This is a genomic window from Paenibacillus sp. sgz302148 (assembly GCF_056120465.1).
Window position 1 is genome coordinate 13,691 of the sequence record NZ_JBVYOJ010000035.1, and the last position, 23,525, is coordinate 37,215.

The following is a 23,525-nucleotide window of genomic DNA, read 5'->3' on the forward strand; positions in this document are numbered from 1 at the left end:
ATGCAGTCACAAGCGGTTTGGCAGCCGAATAAGGCGGAGATCGAAAAAACTCGGCTTTATCGATTGATGCAAAAGCACGGATTTTCCGAATATGACGATTTTTACAAGAAATCGATCACCGATATGGAATGGTTTTGGGATGCGGTCGAAAAGGATATGGGAATTACTTGGTTCCGCGGCTACGATCAAGTTGTCGATTTGTCGGCGGGGATTCAGTGGCCTTCTTGGTTTAAGGGCGGGCGAATGAACATCGCGTACAACTGCTTGGATAAATGGCTTGGCGATGAGGCAGTAGGGCGGCGGCATGCTATCCGCTGGGAGGGTGAGGGCGGGGAGGTCAGATGCTATACGTACAGGCAACTGGCCGAACAGGTAAATCGCGCAGCGAACGGACTCCGGAGGTCAGGCATTATGAAAGGCGATCGGGTCGTAATCTATATGCCGATGATTCCCGAGACCGTGATTTCCATGCTGGCGGTCGCTAAGCTCGGGGCGATTTTTACTCCGGTTTATTCGGGTTACGCAGCTGGGGCGTTGGCCAAACGAATAGCGGCGGCTGATGCCAAAATGATCATTGCGGCAGACGGATTTTACCGGCGCGGGAAAACGGTTTTGATGAAGGAGGAAGCTGACAAAGCTTCGCTGTACGCCTCAACCGTTGAGAAACTAATTGTAGTGCGCCGGCTGGGCATCGATATTCCTTGGCAGAACGGTCGGGACGTGGAATGGACCGAGCTAGTTGCTCATGCGGAATATCTGCAGGCAGAGCCGATGGACAGCAACGAGCCACTCATGCTGATTTATACTTCCGGTACGACGGGGGCACCGAAAGGTATTGTTCATACGCATAGCGGATTTCCGGTCAAGGCGGCGTTCGATGCCGGATATGCGATGGATTTTCATCCAGGGAACGTATTATTTTGGGTGACGGACATGGGGTGGATGATGGGGCCTTTTCTCGTATTCGGCGCGCTGCTTAATGCCGGTACGATGCTGCTTTACGAAGGATCACCGGATTATCCGGAGCCGGATCGCATATGGCGCATGGTGCATAAGCATAAGGTAAGCCATCTCGGCATTTCCCCCACGCTGATTCGAGTTTTGATGGAACACGGCGAGAAAGGCTTCCATGATTGTGATCTCTCCTCCTTGAAGGTCATCGGATCGACGGGAGAACCATGGAATCTTGAGCCCTGGTTGTGGCTGTTTGAAAAGGTGGGTAAAGAACGTATCCCGATTATCAATTACTCCGGAGGCACGGAAATTTCAGGCGGTATCCTCGGCAACGTGCTGCTTAAGCCGATTGCTCCAATGGGCTTCAACACGTCTATACCAGGTATGAATGCCGATGTATTCGACCAAGATGGAAAGCCAATCCGCGGAGAAGTAGGCGAATTGGTACTGAAAAGTCCCTGGGTTGGAATGGCCTGCGGTTTCTGGCAGGAGCCGGAGCGTTACGAGAAGGCGTACTGGTCGCGATGGACTGATATTTGGGTACACGGCGATTGGGCGGCCATCACTGAACACGGATTCTGGTACATTACCGGACGATCCGACGATACGCTGAACGTAGCCGGGAAACGGCTTGGACCTGCGGAAATGGAGTCCGTACTGGTAGGGCATCCCAGCGTTATCGAAGCTGCAACAATCGGTGTTCCGGATGATATCAAAGGGGAAGCTGCGGTGTGTTTCGTCGTCACGAACGTCTCTTCCTCGGAAGCTGCGGTGATCGGGGGACTGGCGGAGGAATTATTGGAATTGGTCACGCAGCAGTTGGGAAAGGCGTTAAAGCCGAAAGCGGTTCTTATCGTTGACGCACTTCCCAAAACAAGAAACGCCAAGGTCATGCGCCGTATCATCCGCTCAGCTTATTTGGGAGAAGAGCCCGGCGATATGTCGGCACTGGAAAATCCGGAAGCGATTCATTTGATTCGTCGAGCAGTGATAGGTAGCATAGAAACGGATAACGGGTTGCATACTCCGAACATTAATGAACGGGCGGGCATCGTTGAAAGGGACATGAATTCGCGAAGAGAAGATGAATGATGTTCCCACATTTATTGGAAGGGGTAATCACTTCACGAATATACAATAAGTATCAAAAAACTGGTACATGCCAGTTTATTAACACAAGAAATTTAATATTTCTAAGGAGGGAGACCGAAATGACAACCTTTGTTTTGGTTGCTGGTGCATGGTGAGGAAGCTGGTGCTGGCGTTTTGTTGCCAAAGCTCTTCGCGCAGCAGGCTATGAGGTGTACACCCCAACCCTAACAGGAATGGGTGATCGTTCCCATTTGGGTCATGCGCTCGTGAATTTGGATACACATGTACAGGATATTCTCAATGTCTTATACTACGAAAACCTAAAGAACGTGGTTTTAGTTGGGCATAGTTACGGGGGGATGCCGATTACAGGGGTGGCAGATACAGCTTCAGATCGACTGGATCGATTGGTTTACCTTGATGCCGTTATGCCAGATGACGGGCAATCATTCTTTGATGTCTGTCCCGAAGGAAGGGATTGGTGGGAAACCAGTGCCCAGAAGGGAGACGGATGGATCAAACGTCCAGATAGTCCTCAATTAGTTGAAGTGATTCCAGACAAAACGATACGAGAGTGGTTTATTGAACGTATGGATGGGCAGCGCTTTCCCCTAGCGACACTGTTACAACCCGTACGTATTCGTGAACTTCAGATACCGCGGACTTTTATTTCCTGTACGCAAATGCAGTCTAATGCGTCTATCAGAGAAGCAGCCAGAGCAAAGTCGGATCCAAACGTGGAGTATCTAGAAATACAGACCAATCATTTTGCCCCCATTTGCGCCCCTGATATGGTGGTAGACTCACTTTTGAAAATTGCTAAAACGAACTCTAAGATATAAGAATTGTTAGGCTGAAAAGTAATTATAAAAAAATCAGTCATTAAACAAACGGGAACGATAGTGTGGAGCTGCCGCATGGTAGCTCCACTTTTATATTCATTGAAGTAACTGGCAGTTTTCTGTAATTAAATAATAGTCGTTTCTCCATACTCGGTTCATGAAATATAAAGTTGATAAAAAAATACACAACATATTCTGGGAGCGATGTTAGAATGGAGAGAAAAGAACATTTGTAAGGAAGTGTGAATTTATGTCTCTACATGCCAAGAATCTTGGACGTAAGAAGTATGCTGATGGTTACAAACCACAAACAGTTCTAAAGCCTTTACTGTGATTCATAGCGCCAATATAATTACAAGACTAGAAAACGGAGGAAAGGATATGGAGAAAATTGATGTTGTTTCAAAATCATTCACTGCAGTTGGGACGATACATACCAGTAAAAACTACGATGAGGAAAAAAGCACTGCAATCCCCTTAGCAATCGCCGAAATGAAATCACGCCTGGAGGAAATCGGTCATCGAACAGGTGCAGGAATGATGATCTTCGGTCCTGAGACCGTTGAGCCCCCTCAAGGTATATGGAAAGTAGCCGTAGAAGTCACTCGAAAGAAAATCTCCCAAACGGAATGATTCCTTTGAATTCTCAGAAATGCAATATCCCAAAACATTCGGATGGTATACTTAACCAATGTGAGGTGGTATTGATGAGTCATGGTGCAAGAGAACTTGTTAATGATGATGTGGGTAAAAAAAATTCTGATGGGTATAAGCCTATCGGTACTCCAAAAGCATTGAAAGTCATAAATGGACAAATGAAAAATTCTCTGGAGGTAGAAAAAATGACACAACGGCAGAGCATACCTATGAACGAACGACTGATCAGACGTATTTCTTGTAACTATATTCCTGTGACTGATCCAAAGAAATCCGCTGAATGGTATTGTAAACATTTTAATTTTGATTGGAACGGTGAAGCCGCGATTGATAGCAGTGCTATGCTTTATATGCGAGAAGGGGCATTCTTTTTAATTCCTGTTAAGGACAAGAAAGTGTTGAGCTTCCTTACAAAGGGAGATGATGGATCAGATTTTGAAATGTTTACTATTAATTTTGAAGTAGATGATGAATCAATTGATTCGTTATACCAGGGATTAAAAGAGGACGGTACAGATTTAACGGATCTAGTAGATGGAGGTATTTGCGGGAGAAGTTTCACCTTCCGAGATCCAGATGGACATAAGTTTTCTGTCGTTACAGCTTATAAAGGGTAAGCACACATGTACGGTGTACAATCGATGTTCATTACGCTCTAACGAGAACGATAGCGAAATAATTATGTTTGGAGCAGGCGCCGCGGTGACCTGCTCCAACTAACAGAGCAGAATAATTGATAAAAAAATACATATGCAGGATGTTATAGGGTGGTATACTTTTCCTGTGTGAGGTGGTATTCGTGGGTCAGAGTGAAAGAAAACTAGTTCCTGATTATGATGTAGGTATCAAAACTGATGGGTACAAGCCCACAAGTATTCCAAAGGCCTTAAAAGTCATTAACGGACAAATGAATAATGATTTGGAGGTAGTGGAAATGGCGAGTAAGAACGTAGAAGGTTTTGTATTAGCTAAAGAAATTCTTTCAGTCTTTATTTATGTAAAAGACCTGGAAAAATCGAAAAAATGGTATTCTGAAGTTCTCGGATTAAATTTTGGTGGTTTTGATGGGAACAGGACTAACCAGCTAGGAGTTGGTGTAGTACTATTCGAAAAAGAATACTTCAGCCCTTGTTCTGAATCTTTATTTGTAATTCAAACATCTAATCTTGAGGAAAGCTACAACAAGTTAAAGGAATTACGAGTGGAAGTTAGTGAAATAGATTGGGAGATAAGTAGTTTTAATTTTATGGACTTAGATGGAAATGTAATCACAGTGTGGCAATAATATATGACTGAGTTAAAGTAAAATGAAAAAGTGATTCTATTCCAGAAAAACTTTTAATGAGTCCAGAGATAGTATTTAATGGGAACATGAGAGGAGCAGTATGCCGCGGCAACTGCTCCTCTAAGAATCATTATAACAGGAGGCGATACGAGGTGGCTCACCCTTCGGAAGGGTGGCTCAAAAACGCCGGGACGTGTCTCTCACTCACCGGAACGATGGCTCAATTTGCTCTGGAATATTCAGTTTCGCCAAGCACCGGGGTTGTGATGCAGACGGCTGGGCATAGCTCGCACAATAACGTATTGTCAAAAGAAAATAAAGTATTAGACTGAAAAAAAGAGTCTAAGAATTTATTTTCTTCGAACATATTGAACTACTCCAGGATAGTTGAATACAACAAACAACAAAAGGTTGTTCAAAATGAATCCATATTTCAGTTCGTTATTTGGATTTCAGTATCATAAAGTATTCCATGGAGGGATCGTCATGAGGATTGAAAATGAATCTGTCAATACGGCGGTTATTCCGGTTCCAAAGCTGGAGGAAGACTGCTATGACTGGTGGCAACGGCACAAACAGGTATTAAGTGAACAGGCGAGAATTAACCCGGAGGTCGTTCTGATCGGTGATTCCATTACCCATTTCTGGGGGGGCGAGCCAAAATCGGATGGCATTCACGGTTCTACAGAGTCGTGGGACGCTGTGTTCGGATCCTTTCGCGTGCTGAACCTTGGCTTCGGCTGGGACCGCACGCAAAACGTGCTCTGGCGGCTCGATCATGGTGAGATGACCGGGCTTTCTCCCAGGACGGTCGTCATTCTAATCGGTACGAATAACACGAGCGATACCGAAAACGCGAGAGTGAACAGCCCGTATGAAATTGCCGAAGGCTTGCGGACGATCTGCGACCGAGTCAGCAACTTGGCTCGTGATGCGAGGATTGTCATAATGGCAGTATTTCCCCGCGAGCAGTATCCTGATCATCCAAGGCGTGTACAAATTGCTGAGATTAACGCCCGGTATGCGGATTTGGCCAGAGAGCGAGGATATGATTTCGTCGATCTCGGTCCACTTTTGCTTGAATCGGATGGCACCCTTTCTCCTGAAACAGCTCCTGATTTTTGTCATCTTTCAGAACGAGGATATCGTATCTGGGCAGACGTGCTCCGTCCATTACTTCGATAGCGGATCATTAGCCACTTTGGCTCAGTAACAACAATATAGAGGGGGAAAGAAGATTCGATAGTTCATGGAGGGGTTTAGGCTAAATTGAAGGAGAAAAAAGCTGTCTAACGTATTGGCAATTATACTTTACTCAATAATTGGGATTGCTCTCGCTTGTAATGAATCAAATACCAAGGAGAACTCATGGACCCAAAAATAAAATTAATGTTCCTGGACGAACATGCCGTTGAAGGCGCTGCGCGGTTTGGGGTTAACCCAAAGGATCTGATTTTCATCGGTGGCTTTCAAAACTTTATATATTCCTATGATCGCGATGAATTGAAATATATTCTCCGTTTCACTCCGGGCACTCTTCGCACGTTAGAAGGACTTGCAGCTGAAATAGAATGGATTCGTTATCTTTCGGAGAATGGGATGTCGGTTTCAGCCCCGGTTTCTTCGGTTACTGGAAAGGATTTTGAATGTATCCAAGGAGATACGGTGGATTTCTACGTAACCTCCTTCAGACACGCACCTGGCAGCAAAATCGGATATCCAGAATGCTTAGGTAATTCAATTCTTTATGAGCAATGCGGTCGCATAACTGGCCGTCTTCATGAACTTACCAAACTATACAAACCTACTGCGAAAAGACACGCTTGGGAGTTTAATGAATACCTCTTACGAGCAAAAGATTATTTACCATCAGAGCTTCAACCCATTCTTCATGCCCGTGATGAACTTAAAGTACACTTGGCTAGTCTGCCAGTAAATGCTGATAATTTTGGATTAATTCACGGTGATATCAATGTAGGAAATTTCACGGTCGATGAATTAGGGCAAATAACGCTCTTCGATTTCGACGAGTGCCAGTATAGTTGGTATGTCGAGGACATTGCTATCCAACTCTATTATTTGCTTTATGTATTCGGAGAAGATTCAAAGTCTGAACGTAAGGTGCAATACGAACTTTTCATTAAACATTTTGAGCTAGGCTACACAGAGGATGGCCGTCAAATGCCTGACGACTGGAAAGAACTACTGAAGCTTTTCCTTAGATTACGCGAAATTATCGTAGTCGTCGGTATGCACCGGAGCTGGGACTTAAGTCAACCAGACGATTGGACTCGCGATTTCTTACGCGAAAGTAGAATGCGGATAACGAAAGGTATCTCGTTGATCGATGAGTTCTAAAACTATGATTGGAGCAGGCGCCGCGGCGACCTGCTCCAATCATAGTTTTAGAGTCAGATACAGAATAGTTTTTCTCTAAGTGAGGTGATTGGATGTGGAAGAACGGGCAACATTCATTGAACTGGATTTAAGTGAAATTCATTCCAGTAAAGAACTCCATACAATCCTAAAAGAGACACTTGGCTTTCCGCCGTTTTATGGGATGAATTGGAATGCATTTTGGGATTCAATAACAGGCNCATTCATTGAACTGGATTTAAGTGAAATTCATTCCAGTAAAGAACTCCATACAATCCTAAAAGAGACACTTGGCTTTCCGCCGTTTTATGGGATGAATTGGAATGCATTTTGGGATTCAATAACAGGCTTAGTTGAGATGCCTAAAGTTTTAAGAATAATTGGTTGGTCTAATGTGCAGAAAACATTGCCTATGGACTCAGAAATTATGAAAAAGTGTCTTGAGGATTTAAATATAAAATATCCTAGTTGGTCATGCCAAGTTCATTACATGGATTAATTTTGCCGAAGTCACTAGTAACATTAATAAGTAACTAAACTCTAACGAGACAATAGTGAGTGGTGTGCCAAGGAAGCTGTTCCAATTTTTGTTCAACAAACGGGCAGATTAATTTAATAGTGAGTCTAGCATTTCTCCCGAAAATAGGTTATTATTGGAAGAATTATTTGTGAGGAGAGAAGCAGATGTCGGACATACAGGCAATTGTATTAGACCTGGACGGAACATTGCTCGGTAGTGACAAATCCATATCACCTAGAAATCATCAGACTGTTAAAAGATGTTATGATTCTGGAATTCATATAATTGTTGCCACAGCACGACCGCCTAGAGCGGCTAATCGATTTGTGATGAATTTTCCTTTTGTAGACTACTTGGTTTATTACAATGGTGCTCTAATAACATGCAAGTCTAAGCAAACTCAGCGGCACATTAGTATCCCTATGGAGATTAGCCAACAGATCAACAATTTCATCGAGTTACATGCACCTCAATCGATAATTAATTACGAGGTCAATGACTCATGCTATACGTGTACACCAATTCCGGACTCGCAACTTAGTCATTTCGGTATCCGTTCAAATGATCCTAAACCCCTGGTTGTTGATAAGGATTTTATTAGTTCACTATCCCCAACCAAAATATTGGTTCATGGTTACAGCACATGGATAGATGTTATCGAGCAATACGGTGATCATGTGAACGTAATCGCAACTGATAGAGGAGTATTGGTTCAAATCATGCAAAAATCAGCCTCAAAAGAAGAAGCCGTGCAATGGGTGCTTAATGATATCGGGGTGAAGTCAGAAAATGTGATGGTATTCGGGGATGACTTTAACGATTTAGGACTATTCCATAAGTGCGGATTTCCGATCGCTATGGAAAACGCGATAATTGAACTGAAAAATTGTGCAAAACACATTACCGAATCAAATGATAACGATGGTGTTGCTGTTGCTCTTGAGAAGTTTGTGGTGTAATCAATTGCAGATAATGATTCACCTAACGGGGACGAGAGCACAATATAACTACATCACGAGACTGCCGCGGAAGCGTTTGGCAGCTTCGCTCAACTAAAGGGCAAAACTTTGAAAAGGGTTACAGTAGATTTTTTATAGATTCAAGCTTATTGAAGAAACGAGTACGAGAGTGTGGAGCTGCCGCATGGTAGCTCCACTTTTATATTCATTGAAGTAACTGGCAGTTATCTGTAATTAAATAATAGTCGTTTCTCCATACTCGGTTCATGAAATATAAAGTTGATAAAAAAATACACAACATATTCTGGGAGCGATGTTAGAATGGAGAGAAAAGAACATCTGTAAGGAAGTGTGAATTTATGTCTCTACATGCCAAGAATCTTGGACGTAAGAAGTATGCTGATGGTTACAAACCACAAACAGTTCTAAAGCCTTTACTGTGATTCATAGCGCCAATATAATTACAAGATTAGAAAACGGAGGAAAGGAATCGAACAGGTGCAGGAATGATGATCTTCGGTCCTGAGACCGTTGAGCCCCCTCAAGGTGTATGGAAAGTAGCCGTAGAAGTCACTTCGATCGAAAATCTCCCAAACGGAATGATTCCTTTTGAATTCTCAGAAATGCAATATGCTCACTTCCACTATAGCGGGGCAAAAGTTGAAATGGGATACATATATGACAAGCTTATTGCTTGGATCCATAATAATGGAGATTACGGTAATGGAGCGATGATTGAAAGATGGGAAAACTCACTTCCGTTTGAGAATGATCAGTGGGAAATGCATTTGTTTATACCGTTTGTGTGGAAAAATAATAATGAATCCAAGTTAATATAATAAATAGATCTACCCAAACGGGTTTCAATCATAAGCAGCAAGACGAAGCTAACGGAAAACGATAGCAACGATAGCACCATGCACAAGTCTGCCAGCCCACCGGCAGATTTTATTGAAGTAACGAGATTAATGAAAATCACATAAAAGTCAAAAAGGAAGTTTTTGATAAAAAATACACTACTAACAATTCAAATGGGGGTATAATCACCAGTAAAGGAGGAACACAAATGAGCAACACAGTTTCTAATAATTCGGATGGGTATAAACCGACTATCTTTCCACTGTCACTAAAAGTTATACAAGGTGGTAATGACAATAATAATGACAAAGCAAATGAAAAGGGTGATGAGTTCATGAGTGAGTCAGAGAAAATAAATATGGTAGGTAACGTCCCTGCACTAGCATTCGATGGCGGAAACTTATATGTTCCAATGGCACTACACCAAGAAGCGATAGACTGGTTCAGTCAGTATATGGGGTGGAACTTTGAAAATCAATTCGATAATCGTCCTGAAAATAATGATAAGATTATTCACGAGCTTAAGACCATACTAGGCTCCATGGTATGTATTCAATCCTATGAATTACGGGAGGATGCTGATCCGTTATTAACCGCTGTTTCTGACGAATCGAGGGTGAGATGGTGTTGGCGAACTAAAGATCTACCGGGAACCAGAGCCTACTTACAAGGTGCAGGTGCGGTCGTTGGGGAACCATATACCGGCCCAGGGGGATATAATTATTTTGATTTTTGGGCTGTAAATAAAAAAATACGACTAACCATACAAGAAGATCCTAACCTTACTGAAGGTTCGCAAAAATTCGTCCAGTCATGGAATCGTATAGGAGTTAGCAATTTATCTGCTGCTAAAAGTTGGTATGAAACCTTCGTTGGAATGTGGTTGTTGGAGGATCATTCTGAACATGGATATCTTTTAATGGGGTTACGAAAGGAGTTTTCGAATGATGACTCACACTGGATACTAGAGAAGGATGCCGGGGCAATATCTCAAGAAAGATTAGATGGTGCGGCAAGGCCTTGTTGCATCCTGTACGATAAACAAGAATTTGCAGAATACCATGCGTTCTTAGTACATAATGGCATCATAGTGTCAGATATTCTAGGATATCCAGCGATTGAAGGATTTTCTTGGTTTCATTTCTATGATCTAGACGGAAACCGATTTGATGTATATCGTTATAATTAGGAAAGAGAACTTTACAAAATAACAATCAATAATTTGGTTTCGTTATTCGGTTATGAGGAAACAAGAAACCCGTTCATTTGTTGAACTAATGGGAACATGAGAGGAGTAGTATGCCACGGCAACTGCTCCTCTTGTTTCTCAACTACCCTGAAAATCAAATACACGGAGCAGCTTAAAATGGCAATACGAAACTAAGCGCGGCTAGCGTGTTTTTTTAAAGCGGCGCCTTCATTCTATATGGGGGTGGATGGATGTCATGAAGCAGCGGGGTTGGATATTGTAACGGTAAAGCCCAGGTTTTCTAGTCTTCGTACAGATTGTTTGACGATCATCTCTTGCTGCCTCGTTTCAAAATAATTGGCACCCAGATCACGGTAATTCTCGCCACGCGTCAGCAGATAATATGCGATCGTCATCATCGAATGTGCAACTGCGATGGCCGCACGTTGCCCTCCTTTGCGGGCTGCAATACGTCGGTATTGGGCCCCAAGATAGTTGTCTGACCCTCGTATGGATTGGGCAGCTTCTGTGAGAGCCGCACGGAGATACTTGTTCCCCTTACGAGTCTTGGAAGGCTTGCGTTTACCGGCGCTTTCGTTATGCCCAGGAACAAGTCCAATCCATGAGCAAAGGTGAGCAGCACTCGGAAATCGGGCACCTACATCGGTTCCGATTTCGGCAAGGATTTGTTCAGCGGTGCGACGCGCGATCCCCGGGATGGTGTCCAGTCGGTCCAGTTGCTCCTGAAAAGGGTCGAGCCGTTTGGCTACCTCCGTATCCAGATCCACGATTTGTTCATTGAGAAAGTCGATGTGAGTTAGCATCGCTTTTAACATTAGCCGTTGATGGGCGCTCATGTTACCGCGAAGAGCCAATTCCAATTCTTCTTTCTTACGCTTCAACGATCGACGCGCGAAGCCGGCAAGCTTTTCCGGATCGGTTTCACCCTCGATCATGGCTTGAAGCATATCCCGACTGGAAAGTCCCATGATGTCGGACACGACGGAAGCGAGCTTAATGTTGGCGCCCTCGAGCACTTTCTGGATGCGGTTATGCTCACGAGAACGTTCCTGAATTAAACTTCGGCGATACCGAACCAATTCCCGCAGTTCACGCTGAATTCGGTCTGGAATGTAACTGGCTTTGAGGAGCCCATGGCGCAAAAGATCGCAGATCCATTCGGCATCCTTCACATCCGTCTTACGACCGGGGACGGCTTTCATGTGCTGAGCATTGACAACAAGAAATTCGATATCCTCGGCCTCAAGCAGGTTGACGATTGGCTTCCAGAAAACACCTGTACTTTCCATAGCCACATGGGTACAACCGCACTCTTTGATCCAGTCAATCAACTCCATAAGGTAAACGGTGTGAGTACGAAACGTTTTAATCTCCTTTCCGTCCGGTGTAACGATACAGGCTGTTATGGACTTCTTGTGAACATCGAGTCCGCATGCTCGTTCAATGAGTACTTCCATCTAAAGTCACCCTTCTACGGCAATGGAATTGCGGGCTGGTGCAACAACCAAAATGGGTTATTCTACCCTGCGTGCTACCCCTAAAGGGTGCGACAGTCCGTGGTGCACCGTGGTCGTCGGAGTCAGACTAACGGATGGGTTCGCGACACCATAGCTGAACGACCTTCCTCGCCAGCCGTAAGAAGTATATCGTCAAGAACGAGCCCCATTTTCATAATCTGTGGTGCCGCGAAGCGCGGCATGGGGGGCTAACGGGCAGTTTAACGAAATAATTGAATTACGGAGATTTTATTTTAACAAAAAGAAACTAAAGTAATTTTGTAAACGTCTAAAAGTAAAAACCAAATTTTGGGGGTGTGTGATGAAGAAAATAAGCCAGTTTATTCTAAGTTCCTTTTTGATATTAACTTTTACTTTAGCAGGTTGCTCAATAGAAAGAGGAACAGGAAAGGAAAATCAAGTGAATAAATCATCTGAAGGTGACGTAAGGGATTGGAATGTTCGAACGGAATTTGTAGAAAACGGTAAAGTGTTATTCAGTATGTTTCCTGATCCTAATCTTTCGGCAGGTAAATCATGCGGGTATATGTTTCATTTCACATCACCGTTCGAAACTTTTAATGGGAAAAAAATCGCTATTTATGCCCACCATAAGGAAACAGGAAAACGTGTAGCTGCATTCTCTCCCCAAACTATATCCGAACCAAGTCCAGGCTATTCAAGTTTGGATCGTTTTACAGCTAATTTCATTTTACCTTTAAGTGGGCTATGGAGATATGAAGTGTTTTTGGATGACCAAATGTATGGTGATGTTGTAATGCTCGTGAATGAACCTTCTTAGTTAACGGATAACAAGAGCTCAATAAAACTACAACACAAGGCTGCCGCGGAATCGTTTGGCAGCCCGGAAATGACCAAAATAACTGAACTCCAGGTGAGGCTACATAAGTCATGAACTGACTTTCCCATTTTCTAATTGATTAGTTTGTCCTGCTGAACGAATTCATGATCCACTTTCCATTTTCCTTCGACATATGTATAAACATAACTTTGAGCGGACTTATTTCCTCGGGGACTTTAAAGCTCTGATAAACCATTAATTCGACTACAATTTTGCTTTGATCTACATCAGTATCACCAAGTCCGGCTGATAAAATCAACTCATTATCATGCAGCTCAATGAGCTTACTAGAAAAATCAATACTACTTAAAATAGCTTCCTTCGTTTTATCACCCTCATTGTTCAGAATAGGAAATACGCCGTTATATTGTTTTGTAGATTGAAATAAAACATCTGCATTTGTCATAAGCATACTTAATTGGTCCTGAAGCACAATATTTTTGTTCAGTTGTTCTTGAAGCTTTTTAGTTTCAATTTCTAACTTCTCGTTGGTTTGTTTGAGACGCTTAATCTCTGATTCCATAGTAGAAATTTGGTTTTTGAACAAGTCCTTAGAGCTCTTCTCATTATTTTCGCTACACCCTGTTAGTAGAAGAAACGATGATAGAACAAGCGTGATTAATAGAACAGTACATTTCACGATCATTCCTCCTATCTATTTGATTTCTAAAACTACTTTAATGGAAAATACCCCATGACGCAGATTCAATGAAGGGCTGATTAAGGGTACAATAATTCAATAAACTAACAACACGAGACTGCCGCGGAATTGTTTTGGCGGTCTCGCGCAGCAATCGGGCAGAGTAGGCAATATGTTATGTATTATATTCACAATGTATGCTATGATTTCCTTTAATTAGTATTCGATCAGCAATAATTAAAGGCGAGGTGAAATAACAGATGTGGAAAAGCAGTTTTATATCTGGTTTGGGGTTGATTGCATTAAGTGGCATTTTGTATACAGTGGAAAGGTTTATTGCAGTCGTTAAATGGATGGGTGTTGTTGTTCCAGTACAAATTAATGGGTCTGGATCATACTTCGCTGAACCAATTATGCCTGGTGTTATTGATAATTTATTCGTAGGGATATTCTTAGTACTTGGACTAGCTTTATTAATAGTTGGGTTAGTAAAAGGAACTAAACAATCTATTTAAAGTTTGAACTAACGGTACAATATTCAATAGGCAGGTCAGACGCAATCGGATGCTCTTTGTTAAGCTTAAGGGCAAGAAAGGGAAAACTGTTTTGGTGATTTTCTTATAGTTTGTATCGAAAGGACATCCACTTCGAAATCATATATCGGGAATACGTTCTACTATGGCGTCTACGGGAGGTAGTAAATTCGGTAAGAAATATTAAAATGGTCACTTTTTAGGAGGGTTAAGTTAATGCTTCGACATCGGAATCGCACTCAAGTCAGATGGCTGCCTGCAAGGCTGCTCCAGGACAACTTGAGAAGTCTATTGCGAGGCTGGTTATTTCGAATGACCACTCACAAGGTGGATGCTGATTATGAGCTCACAAATTGCTCGCTCCTCTCCGAATCTATCATCCAGATTTCTCGCTGGGAAGGAAGGGATGAGATTAACGCCTGTCGTTTCCATAACTTGCATACCGCATGTGCCCTCTTGGATGGCGTGTTGCTCGAACCAAATCAAGTATTCTCCCTTCGAAGGTTCTTTAAGAATACATCAAGTAAGCTTGGTTTCCAAAAAGGTCCTGTTATTATTAACGGCGAGGTCACCTTTGCGAATGGCGGTAGCGTGTGTGCTGTTGCTTCCTTGATATTCGATGCGGCATTGAAGGCCAATCTCTCCATTCTAGAGAAGCACAATCATAGCACCGACATGTGGGGTGAATTGCGATTCATTCATCTCGGAGGCGATGCCACCTATGTATATGGCCGTAGGGATCTTAAGTTTCGCAATTCGCATGATGGCGATATTATCGTGAGAACGGACTTTGATTATGATAGTTCAACGCTTACGTGCCGCCTCTATTCGCCAGTCCCTTTCACGGGGACGGTCCGGGTCGACAATGAGATGCTTCAAGAAATTTTGCCTCCCGCTCAAGAAGGCCATAAGTACCGCAATGGTTGCATAGTATGGACGCGTCGTTATCTATGCTCGGCTTAAGGCAACCACACGAAAAATCCCCGCTGGATCACAGTAGGCGAACTTGCCGAACGGATACACAATGATCCGCTGCAGTTTATTAACATCGACTGTGCCGCTATCATGTTTTATTTAAAACACCGTGTAAATGCCCTGCCAGTTGTTGAAACAAATTTGCCCCATCCTGTTACGCAAACGGTTACGATAGTGGAATAACCAGGGAGCAGATTGCCGCGGCAGTTGCTTCCTGGTTTCGTTTGAAGTAACAGGCAGTTATATTCAGCATTTGCGAGTTGTCTTACAAGTGCGGAACGTTCTAGGAAAGAGGTGTAGTCCGTAACTAGAAAATATTCATTAAACCATTTACTTTATAAAGTAAATGGTTTAATATAAGATCAACAAATAAACTAAAGTCACACCACGAAATCAAAACGAAGCTCACAATCAAGACCGGTAATCAGGAAGGAGGGGAAAGGAACAAGCTGTATGCCTAACGATATTTTTTCCGCATTGGCAGATCCAACGCGCCGCCGCATCCTGGAGATACTTGCCGACATTGAAGAGTTCTCCGCATCTCAGATCCACGATCAATTCGAAGTCAGCCCGCAAGCGATCTCCCAACATTTGAAGATTTTACTTGAGGCGAAATTGATCCTTGTGGAAAAAAGGGCGCAGCAACGCATTTATCGGATCAACACGGATACAATGGTCGAATTCGAGGATTGGTCCAGGAACATGAGACGTCGATGGAGCCAGCGCTTGGATACATTCGAGACCGTAATGAAAGCAGAAGTTGCGAAAGATACCAAAACCCCAAATGATTCGGAGGAATCCCGGTGAACCAAAACTCGAATACGCAAGAACTCGTGATCACTCGAATAATAGACATCCCTATCGCGTGGGTCTGGAAAGGATGGACAGATCCTAAGCTGGTAGCACTCTGGTGGGGGCCAGCTCACTACACCTCACCGCGATGCGAAATTGATTTTCGTGTTGGCGGCAAGTATTTATTCTGCATGCAGGCACCGTTAGAGCAAGGGGGTCTAGTTTACTACAATACTGGCATTTATACGAAGATTGTGCCCGAGGAACGTCTTGAATTTACGCAGAGCCTGTCCGACGCGGATGGTAACCCGATCGACCCGGCAGATGTGGGCATGCCCCCCGATTTTCCGAAAGAGGTCCAATTCATCATAGAATTTAAAGCAATAAACGATACCAAGACGGAACTGACGATCATCGAATACAACTGGACGATGGGCCAAATGTCCAAATACGCCGTCATGGGCATGAACCAGTCACTCGACAAGTTCGCCTCAATCATCGGCTCACTTCATCGTTAAAAACGAAAGAATTAAAAAAGTCAAAACTTTAGAGCTAAGGAGAGGAAATGTTCATGCAAAACAAAATTACTCCCTTCTTGTGGTTCAATGATAACGCGGAGGAAGCCATCAATTTCTATAACTCGGTGTTCAAAAATGGAAGAACGTTGAATGTCACCCGTTATGGAGATGGAGCGCCGTTTCCGAAAGGGACGTTGATGTCCGCCACTTTCGAACTGGAGGGACAACGGTTCATGGTGTTAAACGCCGGTCCGCACTTCAAATTCAACGAGGCTGTTTCGTTCTTCGTGAACTGCACAACGCAAGAGGAAGTCGATGAGCTGTGGGAAAAGCTCACTGCTAATGGGGGAGAACCCGGCCGGTGCGGATGGTTGAAGGACAAATTCGGCTTGTCGTGGCAGATCGTTCCCGCGACCCTCAGCGAGTTGCTGGCAGACAAGGATGCCCGAAAAGCAAAAAACGTCACGGAAGCCATGATGCAAATGGATAAAATCGATATCCAGGCATTGAAGCAAGCTTACGAGAAATAAGTGGGCAGCATGACCGTTGGGTGAATTGCAGCAAGCTACAGCGTAAAGATCAACTATTCACATAGATTAGGGGAGCTTAATAAAGAATATACATTTGTGGAATATCCCGACGGGGATTATTTCCTCAGAGACAAGCTGGATGAAGTTAAAAAGGAGTTCATTGAATTCTTTCGATGCAAACTAACATAAGAGTGATTCCGCTTACGAGGAATGATAGTTGAAAAAAGCGAGATCAAAGAAAGGCCCTCCTGCGAAGGATGGCCTTAAAACTTGCTGTTATAGATAGCGCGGAGAACCGTACCATAAGTGACCATAAAAACTTTTATGGTGATAAAGAACAGGAGAAGTAGGATGTCGGAGGTTTTTGAAGAATGATTTTTCCTGTATTGTAGAAATCGGAATAGCTGATACGACATTATAACGAAACCAAAATTTCTATAAGGTTACAGGAGGAGTTTTTGTATGAGTTACACTTTGATGTTTTATGAGAGTCAGGAGGACTTTGCGGCTAGAATGGATCCTGCCAGACAACAACAATATTTGGCTGGCTGGACGCACTATGTGCGTGCTTTGCAGGAGGCTGGAATTGTGGTATATGGTTCGGGTCTCTATGCTCCTGAGACAGCTGCGACGATGAAGCGGCATGGTGGCGAGACGATGGTTCAGGACGGACCGTTTGCTGAGACAAAAGAGCAGCTCGGCGGGATCATGGTGATTGATGTTTCAGACGTAGACACCGCATTAGAGTGGGCTGCTCGAGCACCCGTCGATACGGTTGAGGTCAGACAGAACATTCCCCCGTTGTAAATATTCTATGGAAATAAATCAGGTCATTGAAAAAACGGCTCGTGATGCATATGGCCGATTACTCTCCTATTTGGCTGTAAATTGGCGGGACCTTCAGGCTGTTGAGGATGCCATTGGAGATGCTTTTCTCGCCGCGCTGGAAACTTGGCCGAAGGTCGGCGTTCCGGACAAGCCTGAAGCATGGCTGGTTACTGCCGCCCGTAGGAGGCTGATCGACCGATCGCGACGTACCCGTATTTCCGAAAATGCGCTGCCGACGCTCGTTGCCATGTCTGAGGATGCACATCTTCTGACTTCATCAAGCGCCGCCTTTCCGGACGAGCGACTGAGGATGATGTTTCTTTGTACGCATCCGTCAATTGATGCCGTGATGCGGACGCCGCTTATGTTGCAGACGGTGCTTGGCATCGATGCGGCTCTAATCGCGTCTGCCTTCATCACCAAGCCCTCCACCATGGGTCAGCGACTTACTCGGGCAAAAGCCAAAATCCGTGCCGAACGCCTCACTTTTGAAATGCCTGATGCAGAGGAGATTCCGGATCGTCTCGAACCCGTTCTGGAGGCCATCTATGCTGCTTATGGGAGCGGGTGGGATGAGGCAGCTATTGCGGATTCACCTCGCAGGGGATTGGCGGAGGAAGCCATTTATCTGGGGAAGCTGCTTCTCCAATTCGCCCCCCGCGAACCTGAGGTTTACGGTCTTCTGGCACTTATGCTGCACTGTGAAGCGCGCCGTGAGGTACGGCATGACGACGAGGGGAACTATATTCCCCTCTCCGAGCAAGATTGCACACAATGGGAACAACGCTTGATCATAGAGGCGGAGCGTTATCTGCATACCGCCTCGCAAGCCGGTAGAATCGGTCGCTTTCAACTTATGGCCGCGATTCAATCGGTACATGCACAGCGCTTATGGACGGGGCGTATCGAGTGGGAGGCAATTGCTCAGTTGTACGAGGGCCTCGTTCGTAATCACCCCACACTGGGAGCATTTGTCGGTCGAGCCGCCGCGGTCGCGGAGGCTTATGGACCAGAACACGGCATTGCCTTACTGGAAGCTATACCATCTGAAGAAGTGGTGAACTATCAGCCCTATTGGGCGCTTTCCGGTCATTTGTACAAGCAGATGAATCGACAAGAAGATGCCCGTTCTGCTTATAGCCGTGCCATTGGACTAAGCTCGGACGTTCCCGTTCGACAATTTTTAAGCCGCAAAGCTTCCGAGATCGAAACGCGGCATTCATAAGGATTTTGGAGGGCACCCGATTAGGGTGCCTTTTCTACTGCACCAAACTAACTTGCCGTTACAGACAGCGCGGTTGAACCGTGTTATCTATAACAGGTACGTTGCTGAACTAACGGGAAATGTTAGTGAAATACGGTAGATGCCGTAGAGCTTCCTTAAGCTTCGGTAAAGCTTTCCTAGAGTTTCTGGAAACGCGGCGACTGACTGTGATCAAAAATGAGCGAGTAATGTCGTAAAAAAACGGCGTCTTGAACCACAATGGTTCGGGCGCCGTTTTTATTTACACGTATGTGGGTAAGCCGGATTCGGTCGTGATTTGCAATATTTTGTACGATATTACAAGAAATTCACCTGGATTTAGGTTATGTTTAAAGGTGCACACTCTTTGTGCGATCAAATCCACATCGCCAAACGGAGGGACGGATGAAGAACGCAAAGCAAGACAATGTTTCTGTATTTCTTTGGGGTCTCAAAACAGCATGGAGCCTGAACAAGCTCACTTTTTTGGTTTGGTCGCTCATCTCGATGCTCGGAGCCGTCGTCCCCGTCATTACTTTGAATATCACGAAGGACATCATCGACGCGCTTGGCAGCGGCGCTGCCGGAGGCTTCGCCGAATTACTGAGACTGCTGTTGTTTTTCGGGGCGGCCTATTTGTTCCGGGAAATTTATCAGCTCATGTCCGGTTATATGGGACAATTTTTATTTCTTTATTTCGCTCCGCGCATCCAAGAGAGATTTCTGATCAAAACGCAGTTGTTGTCTTTGCGCACGATGGAAAAGTCGGAGTATCACGACAAAGCGGCAAGACTGCCTGCAGAAATCAACCGGATCACGTATTTTGTGAAGGATATGATCCAGCTCGCGGCGGAATGCGTAACCGTGATCAGCTTGATGGTCATGGCGGTTCAAGTATTATGGTACTACGGATTGATAGCCGCGGTTCTGATCGTCGTCCGGTTTTTTGTCGCCAAAAAAATTATGACGCTGCACCTGAACTATTGGAACGAAATCGAAAAAGACAACCGCAAGGCAGGTTATTATTACGGGCTTGCGAACGATTTCGGTAAGGCCAAAGAAATCCGGATGCTGAAATTGGGGGATTTCATCTACGGCCGATGGTTTCATGCCGAGCGGCTCGTGCAGGAGAAGCAAAACAAAGTTAACGCCAGGGGCGGGTTATTGTTTGCGGCATGCAATATTTTGGACTCTCTGTTCGTTGCCGTTATTATGATCGTGTCCGCATTTTTGCTGAAAGCTGATCTGATTACGGTCGGGATTATGACGATGATGACGCAACTCGTGCTCACCTTGCTTTCGAGCATTGATGAGGCTAGCCAATCGCTGTCGGGAATCTTTCATTGGCTGATCGCGCTGCGAAATCAGAAGGAGCTTCTGGAAATTTGCGAAAGAGAAGGCGAAACGCCGGTTGTTCCGCCGACGAGCGTCCCTGGCTCCTACGCGCCTAAACCGGCAAAATCGGACGAGATGTTCTCTCTCGAGGCATTGAAGTTTTCATATGACAGCGGCAAAACCATACTAGACGGACTGGACTTGAAGATTGGGGCAGGGCAAATTGTTGCATTATGTGGGGAAAACGGTTGCGGGAAAACGACGCTGGTCAAGCTGCTGCTTGGCTTGTACGGGCAGGAAGGCGGAGAAATCAGGTTCAGGGGATACCGGTATAACGAGCTGGAGCGTGCGGATCTCAACAGACATATCGGCGCAACGATGCAAAATTATATGACCTACCGCTATGCCTACCGCGATAACATCGCTTTATCGCTGCCGCATGAGCTTCATAATGACGAGTTGATATGGGCTGCCGCCGACCGCGGCAACGCGACGGAGGTCATTCAATCGAGAGGAGACGGAACGCTCGATCAACTGCTCATGAAATGGTTCAACGAAAACGCGGTAGATCTGTCGCAAGGCCAATATCAGAAGCTGGCGGTTGCAAGAGCGCATTTGGGGGATCGCGAGGTCCTTATTCTCGACGAGCCCGCCGCCCAACTGGACCCGATTTCGGAATATTTGCAGTTCATGAAAATCCGTGAGCTGATTCAAGGTAGAACCGCCATTCTTATTTCGCATCGCATCGGCTTTGCCAGGCTGGCCGACCGCATCATTGTAATGAAAGACGGGAAAGTCGCCGAAGACGGGACGCATGATGAACTGATCCAATTCAAAGGCGAATATTACGAAATGTTCGAAAATCAAGCGAAGTGGTACCGGAAGGTGGAGTTTGAAAACTATTGCGGGGAGATGAGTTGATTGAGCCATTTTGAGCTCAGGCAGTCTCTGATTAAGAAAAAACTGGGGTTCAAGGGGACGCTGAAACTGCTTTTCCATGCGGTCAAAGAAACGGGACTTATCCACGAAAAAAAATATATCGCGATGCTTGTTGTTTTCGCCATTTTTACCACGGGATCGTCAATTATTATCCCTTTGCTCAACAAGCAAATTACCGATTCCGCGGTTGAGTTGTTTCAAGACAAAGATGCGAATGCAATGAACATTCTTGTCGCCGTCATTTTCGGGCTTTTCCTGACCCAGTTCGCAAACGCGCTATTAAATCCGTTCGTGAGTTTGTACTTCAGCCTATTGCGCAGCAAGGCTTACCTCGCCGTCAAAGGCCGAATTCTCAAAAAATCGACCTCGATGAAGATGAAATATATCCATGATACGGATTACCAGGAAAAACTTCTTTTTATCAACTCCAACGTACCGGATAAAATGACGAATATGATTCAATCTTCCTTCATGATCTTATTGAGTTTATTCAACTTAATTAGTATTGGCTTACTGGTATTTGTGAACAACTGGATGGTTGGCCTTGTGATTATCGTCGGAACGATTCCGGGCCTGCTGCTCACGAACAAAAGCAACGACATGCAGTATAACGAAGCGTATTGGGAACTCACCAATTATAAAAAAATGAGCTACGCCGTCGAGGTTGCGTCGAGCACGGCTTACACGGCCGAGAAATATCTTTATGAATATTTCCCTCTGATTCGGGATCGATTCCGCGCGAGCAGCCAAGCACTCCTTAAAGAACGGAGCGCGTTGAATAACCGGTTGACGTTTTATCGCCTTCTGTCCAGCATTCCTGCAACGCTGAGTTATATCGTCGGTTTGGGTCTCGTCGTTTACGATATTTATCATCTGCAAACATCGCTCGGGACTTTTTCCTTAATGAGCGGAGCGATCGGACTTTTTCTCGGAAATGTTACCAATTTTTCCAGAACGATGCTAGAAATCGGTTATTCGGCGAAATATGTGGACGATTACACCGAATTAACCAATCTCGAAGTAGATCAAGAAGAACGCGGGTTGCCTGTCTCGGGCCGCCAAACGATCGAGTGTCGGAATGTCCGCTTCACCTACCCCGGCTCGGCCAAGCCGGCGATCACAGGGTTGTCGGTCAAGATTCGGCCGGGCGAAAAGATCGCTATCGTAGGCAAAAACGGCAGCGGCAAAAGCACGTTTACTTTGCTGTTAACGGGAATCTACAGAGCGGAGGAAGGTGAAATTTTGTTTAACGGCGCAAGCATCAACGACGATCCGGAAACGATCCGCCGAACGATCTCATGCGCGTATCAGGATTTCGGAAAATACGAAATGAGCATCGCCGATAATATTCGCATAGGAGACATTTCAAGAGAGATGACAAGCGAAGAACTTGAGGAGATATGCAGGAAGTCGGGGGTCAGCAAATTTGCCGACGAAATGCCGGATGGGCTGGAAACGGTGATCGGAACGATGGGAGAGAAGGGAATCAATCTTTCCGGAGGGCAGTGGCAACGGGTCATGTTCGCGCGCGCCTTGGCAAGGAAGGAGACCGATATCCTGATTTTCGACGAACCTACGGCGGCGTTGGACCCTAGAGCGGAAGCCCAGCTCTACGAGGATTTGAACGATCTTACAGGCGGTCGAACAACCATCATCATCTCCCATCGCCTTGGAATTACAAGCGTGGTTGATCGAATTCTCGTGTTCGATGAAGGCAACATCGTAGAAGACGGGAGCCATCAAGAACTGTTGGAGCAAAACGGCCTATATGCCCGAATGTACAATTCGCAAGCTCAATGGTATCAAGATAACCCAAATTCGTTTGTTGCTTCTTGAGTAACGTGGCCCCAAACTAGAATAAAACCGGTGCCCCTTGACCTCTAGGCTCAAGGCGCCGGTTGAGTGGGGCTCTCGGCAAAAATTCGTCTTAACGATACCATAGGGGATTGAACTATTCCAGCTAATAGCTTGTCAATATTTAATTATTAATGGCCTTTTCATGAGATGGTATACTTAAAAGAAGGCATAACAAATAACCGTCCCATAGGGTTTGGGAAGGTTTTCCTCAGAAGGTGAGTATT

The 23,525-nt window shown here is 44.9% G+C and carries 22 protein-coding genes and 1 pseudogene; 21 read left to right on the forward strand and 2 right to left on the reverse strand.

Going from position 1 to position 23,525, the window contains the following annotated elements; translation table 11 throughout:
* The 11 genes and pseudogenes from AC0LWM_RS30990 to AC0LWM_RS31040 all read left to right on the forward strand — a co-directional run bounded on the left by AC0LWM_RS30990 (position 1) and on the right by AC0LWM_RS31040 (position 10,732).
* Entirely contained in the window at positions 1-2,046 is a 2,046-nt protein-coding gene (locus tag AC0LWM_RS30990) for an AMP-binding protein (protein WP_474678939.1), read from the forward strand.
* A gap of 170 nt (positions 2,047-2,216) precedes the next feature.
* A pseudogene (locus tag AC0LWM_RS30995) lies at positions 2,217-2,888 on the forward strand (alpha/beta hydrolase); the annotation flags it as partial.
* A 381-nt stretch (positions 2,889-3,269) separates the two neighbouring features.
* Complete coding sequence (locus AC0LWM_RS31000) at positions 3,270-3,521, forward strand: hypothetical protein (protein ID WP_474678909.1); 252 nt, start codon at positions 3,270-3,272, stop codon at positions 3,519-3,521.
* Positions 3,522-3,595: 74 nt separating this feature from the next.
* Positions 3,596-4,162, forward strand: a complete 567-nt coding sequence (locus AC0LWM_RS31005) for a VOC family protein (RefSeq protein ID WP_474678910.1) — start codon at positions 3,596-3,598, stop codon at positions 4,160-4,162.
* A gap of 182 nt (positions 4,163-4,344) precedes the next feature.
* Complete coding sequence (locus AC0LWM_RS31010; protein WP_474678911.1) at positions 4,345-4,830, forward strand: VOC family protein; 486 nt, start codon at positions 4,345-4,347, stop codon at positions 4,828-4,830.
* Between the two features lie 486 nt (positions 4,831-5,316).
* Positions 5,317-6,015: a GDSL-type esterase/lipase family protein gene (locus AC0LWM_RS31015; RefSeq protein WP_474678912.1), complete on the forward strand. Its 699-nt coding sequence runs from the start codon at positions 5,317-5,319 to the stop codon at positions 6,013-6,015.
* A gap of 183 nt (positions 6,016-6,198) precedes the next feature.
* A complete protein-coding gene (locus AC0LWM_RS31020) occupies positions 6,199-7,188 on the forward strand; it encodes a phosphotransferase enzyme family protein (RefSeq protein ID WP_474678913.1) in 990 nt (329 codons plus the stop codon).
* 94 nt (positions 7,189-7,282) lie between these two features.
* A complete protein-coding gene (locus AC0LWM_RS31025) occupies positions 7,283-7,705 on the forward strand; it encodes a barstar family protein (protein ID WP_474678914.1) in 423 nt (140 codons plus the stop codon).
* A gap of 185 nt (positions 7,706-7,890) precedes the next feature.
* Positions 7,891-8,685, forward strand: coding sequence for a Cof-type HAD-IIB family hydrolase (locus tag AC0LWM_RS31030; protein WP_474678915.1), 795 nt, complete (start codon positions 7,891-7,893; stop codon positions 8,683-8,685).
* A 509-nt stretch (positions 8,686-9,194) separates the two neighbouring features.
* Positions 9,195-9,524, forward strand: a complete 330-nt coding sequence (locus tag AC0LWM_RS31035) for a hypothetical protein (protein WP_474678916.1) — start codon at positions 9,195-9,197, stop codon at positions 9,522-9,524.
* A gap of 227 nt (positions 9,525-9,751) precedes the next feature.
* The gene (locus AC0LWM_RS31040; RefSeq protein ID WP_474678917.1) at positions 9,752-10,732 is read left to right on the forward strand and encodes a VOC family protein; all 981 of its coding nucleotides are present in this window, start codon (positions 9,752-9,754) and stop codon (positions 10,730-10,732) included.
* A gap of 254 nt (positions 10,733-10,986) precedes the next feature.
* On the opposite strand, the gene AC0LWM_RS31045 is transcribed toward AC0LWM_RS31040, so the two are convergent.
* A complete protein-coding gene (locus AC0LWM_RS31045) occupies positions 10,987-12,210 on the reverse strand; it encodes an IS110 family RNA-guided transposase (RefSeq protein ID WP_474678918.1) in 1,224 nt (407 codons plus the stop codon).
* Positions 12,211-12,571: 361 nt separating this feature from the next.
* Here AC0LWM_RS31045 and AC0LWM_RS31050 point away from each other — a divergent pair, with 361 nt between their 5' ends.
* Positions 12,572-13,051, forward strand: coding sequence for a hypothetical protein (locus AC0LWM_RS31050; protein WP_474678919.1), 480 nt, complete (start codon positions 12,572-12,574; stop codon positions 13,049-13,051).
* A gap of 139 nt (positions 13,052-13,190) precedes the next feature.
* Here AC0LWM_RS31050 and AC0LWM_RS31055 read toward each other — a convergent pair whose 3' ends face one another.
* The gene (locus AC0LWM_RS31055; RefSeq protein ID WP_474678920.1) at positions 13,191-13,751 is read right to left on the reverse strand and encodes a hypothetical protein; all 561 of its coding nucleotides are present in this window, start codon (positions 13,749-13,751) and stop codon (positions 13,191-13,193) included.
* Between the two features lie 260 nt (positions 13,752-14,011).
* Between AC0LWM_RS31055 and AC0LWM_RS31060 the strand changes: the two genes are divergently transcribed.
* From AC0LWM_RS31060 to AC0LWM_RS31100, 9 genes are all read left to right on the forward strand, one after another.
* The gene (locus AC0LWM_RS31060; protein ID WP_474678921.1) at positions 14,012-14,266 is read left to right on the forward strand and encodes a hypothetical protein; all 255 of its coding nucleotides are present in this window, start codon (positions 14,012-14,014) and stop codon (positions 14,264-14,266) included.
* 330 nt (positions 14,267-14,596) lie between these two features.
* Positions 14,597-15,247 (forward strand): VanW family protein, encoded by a 651-nt coding sequence (locus tag AC0LWM_RS31065; protein WP_474678922.1) that lies wholly within the window; start codon positions 14,597-14,599, stop codon positions 15,245-15,247.
* 465 nt (positions 15,248-15,712) lie between these two features.
* Positions 15,713-16,066, forward strand: coding sequence for an ArsR/SmtB family transcription factor (locus AC0LWM_RS31070; RefSeq protein WP_474678923.1), 354 nt, complete (start codon positions 15,713-15,715; stop codon positions 16,064-16,066).
* Positions 16,063-16,569, forward strand: a complete 507-nt coding sequence (locus tag AC0LWM_RS31075; protein WP_474678924.1) for an SRPBCC family protein — start codon at positions 16,063-16,065, stop codon at positions 16,567-16,569. The genes AC0LWM_RS31070 and AC0LWM_RS31075 overlap by 4 nt, the downstream gene beginning before the upstream one ends.
* A 53-nt stretch (positions 16,570-16,622) precedes the next feature.
* Entirely contained in the window at positions 16,623-17,099 is a 477-nt protein-coding gene (locus tag AC0LWM_RS31080) for a VOC family protein (protein ID WP_474678925.1), read from the forward strand.
* A 462-nt stretch (positions 17,100-17,561) separates the two neighbouring features.
* Entirely contained in the window at positions 17,562-17,906 is a 345-nt protein-coding gene (locus tag AC0LWM_RS31085) for a YciI family protein (protein WP_474678926.1), read from the forward strand.
* Positions 17,907-17,913: 7 nt separating this feature from the next.
* Positions 17,914-19,152 (forward strand): RNA polymerase sigma factor, encoded by a 1,239-nt coding sequence (locus tag AC0LWM_RS31090; RefSeq protein ID WP_474678927.1) that lies wholly within the window; start codon positions 17,914-17,916, stop codon positions 19,150-19,152.
* Positions 19,153-19,575: 423 nt separating this feature from the next.
* On the forward strand, positions 19,576-21,426 hold the full coding sequence (locus AC0LWM_RS31095; RefSeq protein ID WP_474678928.1) for an ABC transporter ATP-binding protein: 1,851 nt from the start codon (positions 19,576-19,578) through the stop codon (positions 21,424-21,426).
* On the forward strand, positions 21,427-23,280 hold the full coding sequence (locus AC0LWM_RS31100) for an ABC transporter ATP-binding protein (protein ID WP_474678929.1): 1,854 nt from the start codon (positions 21,427-21,429) through the stop codon (positions 23,278-23,280).
* Positions 23,281-23,525 lie beyond the last annotated feature (245 nt).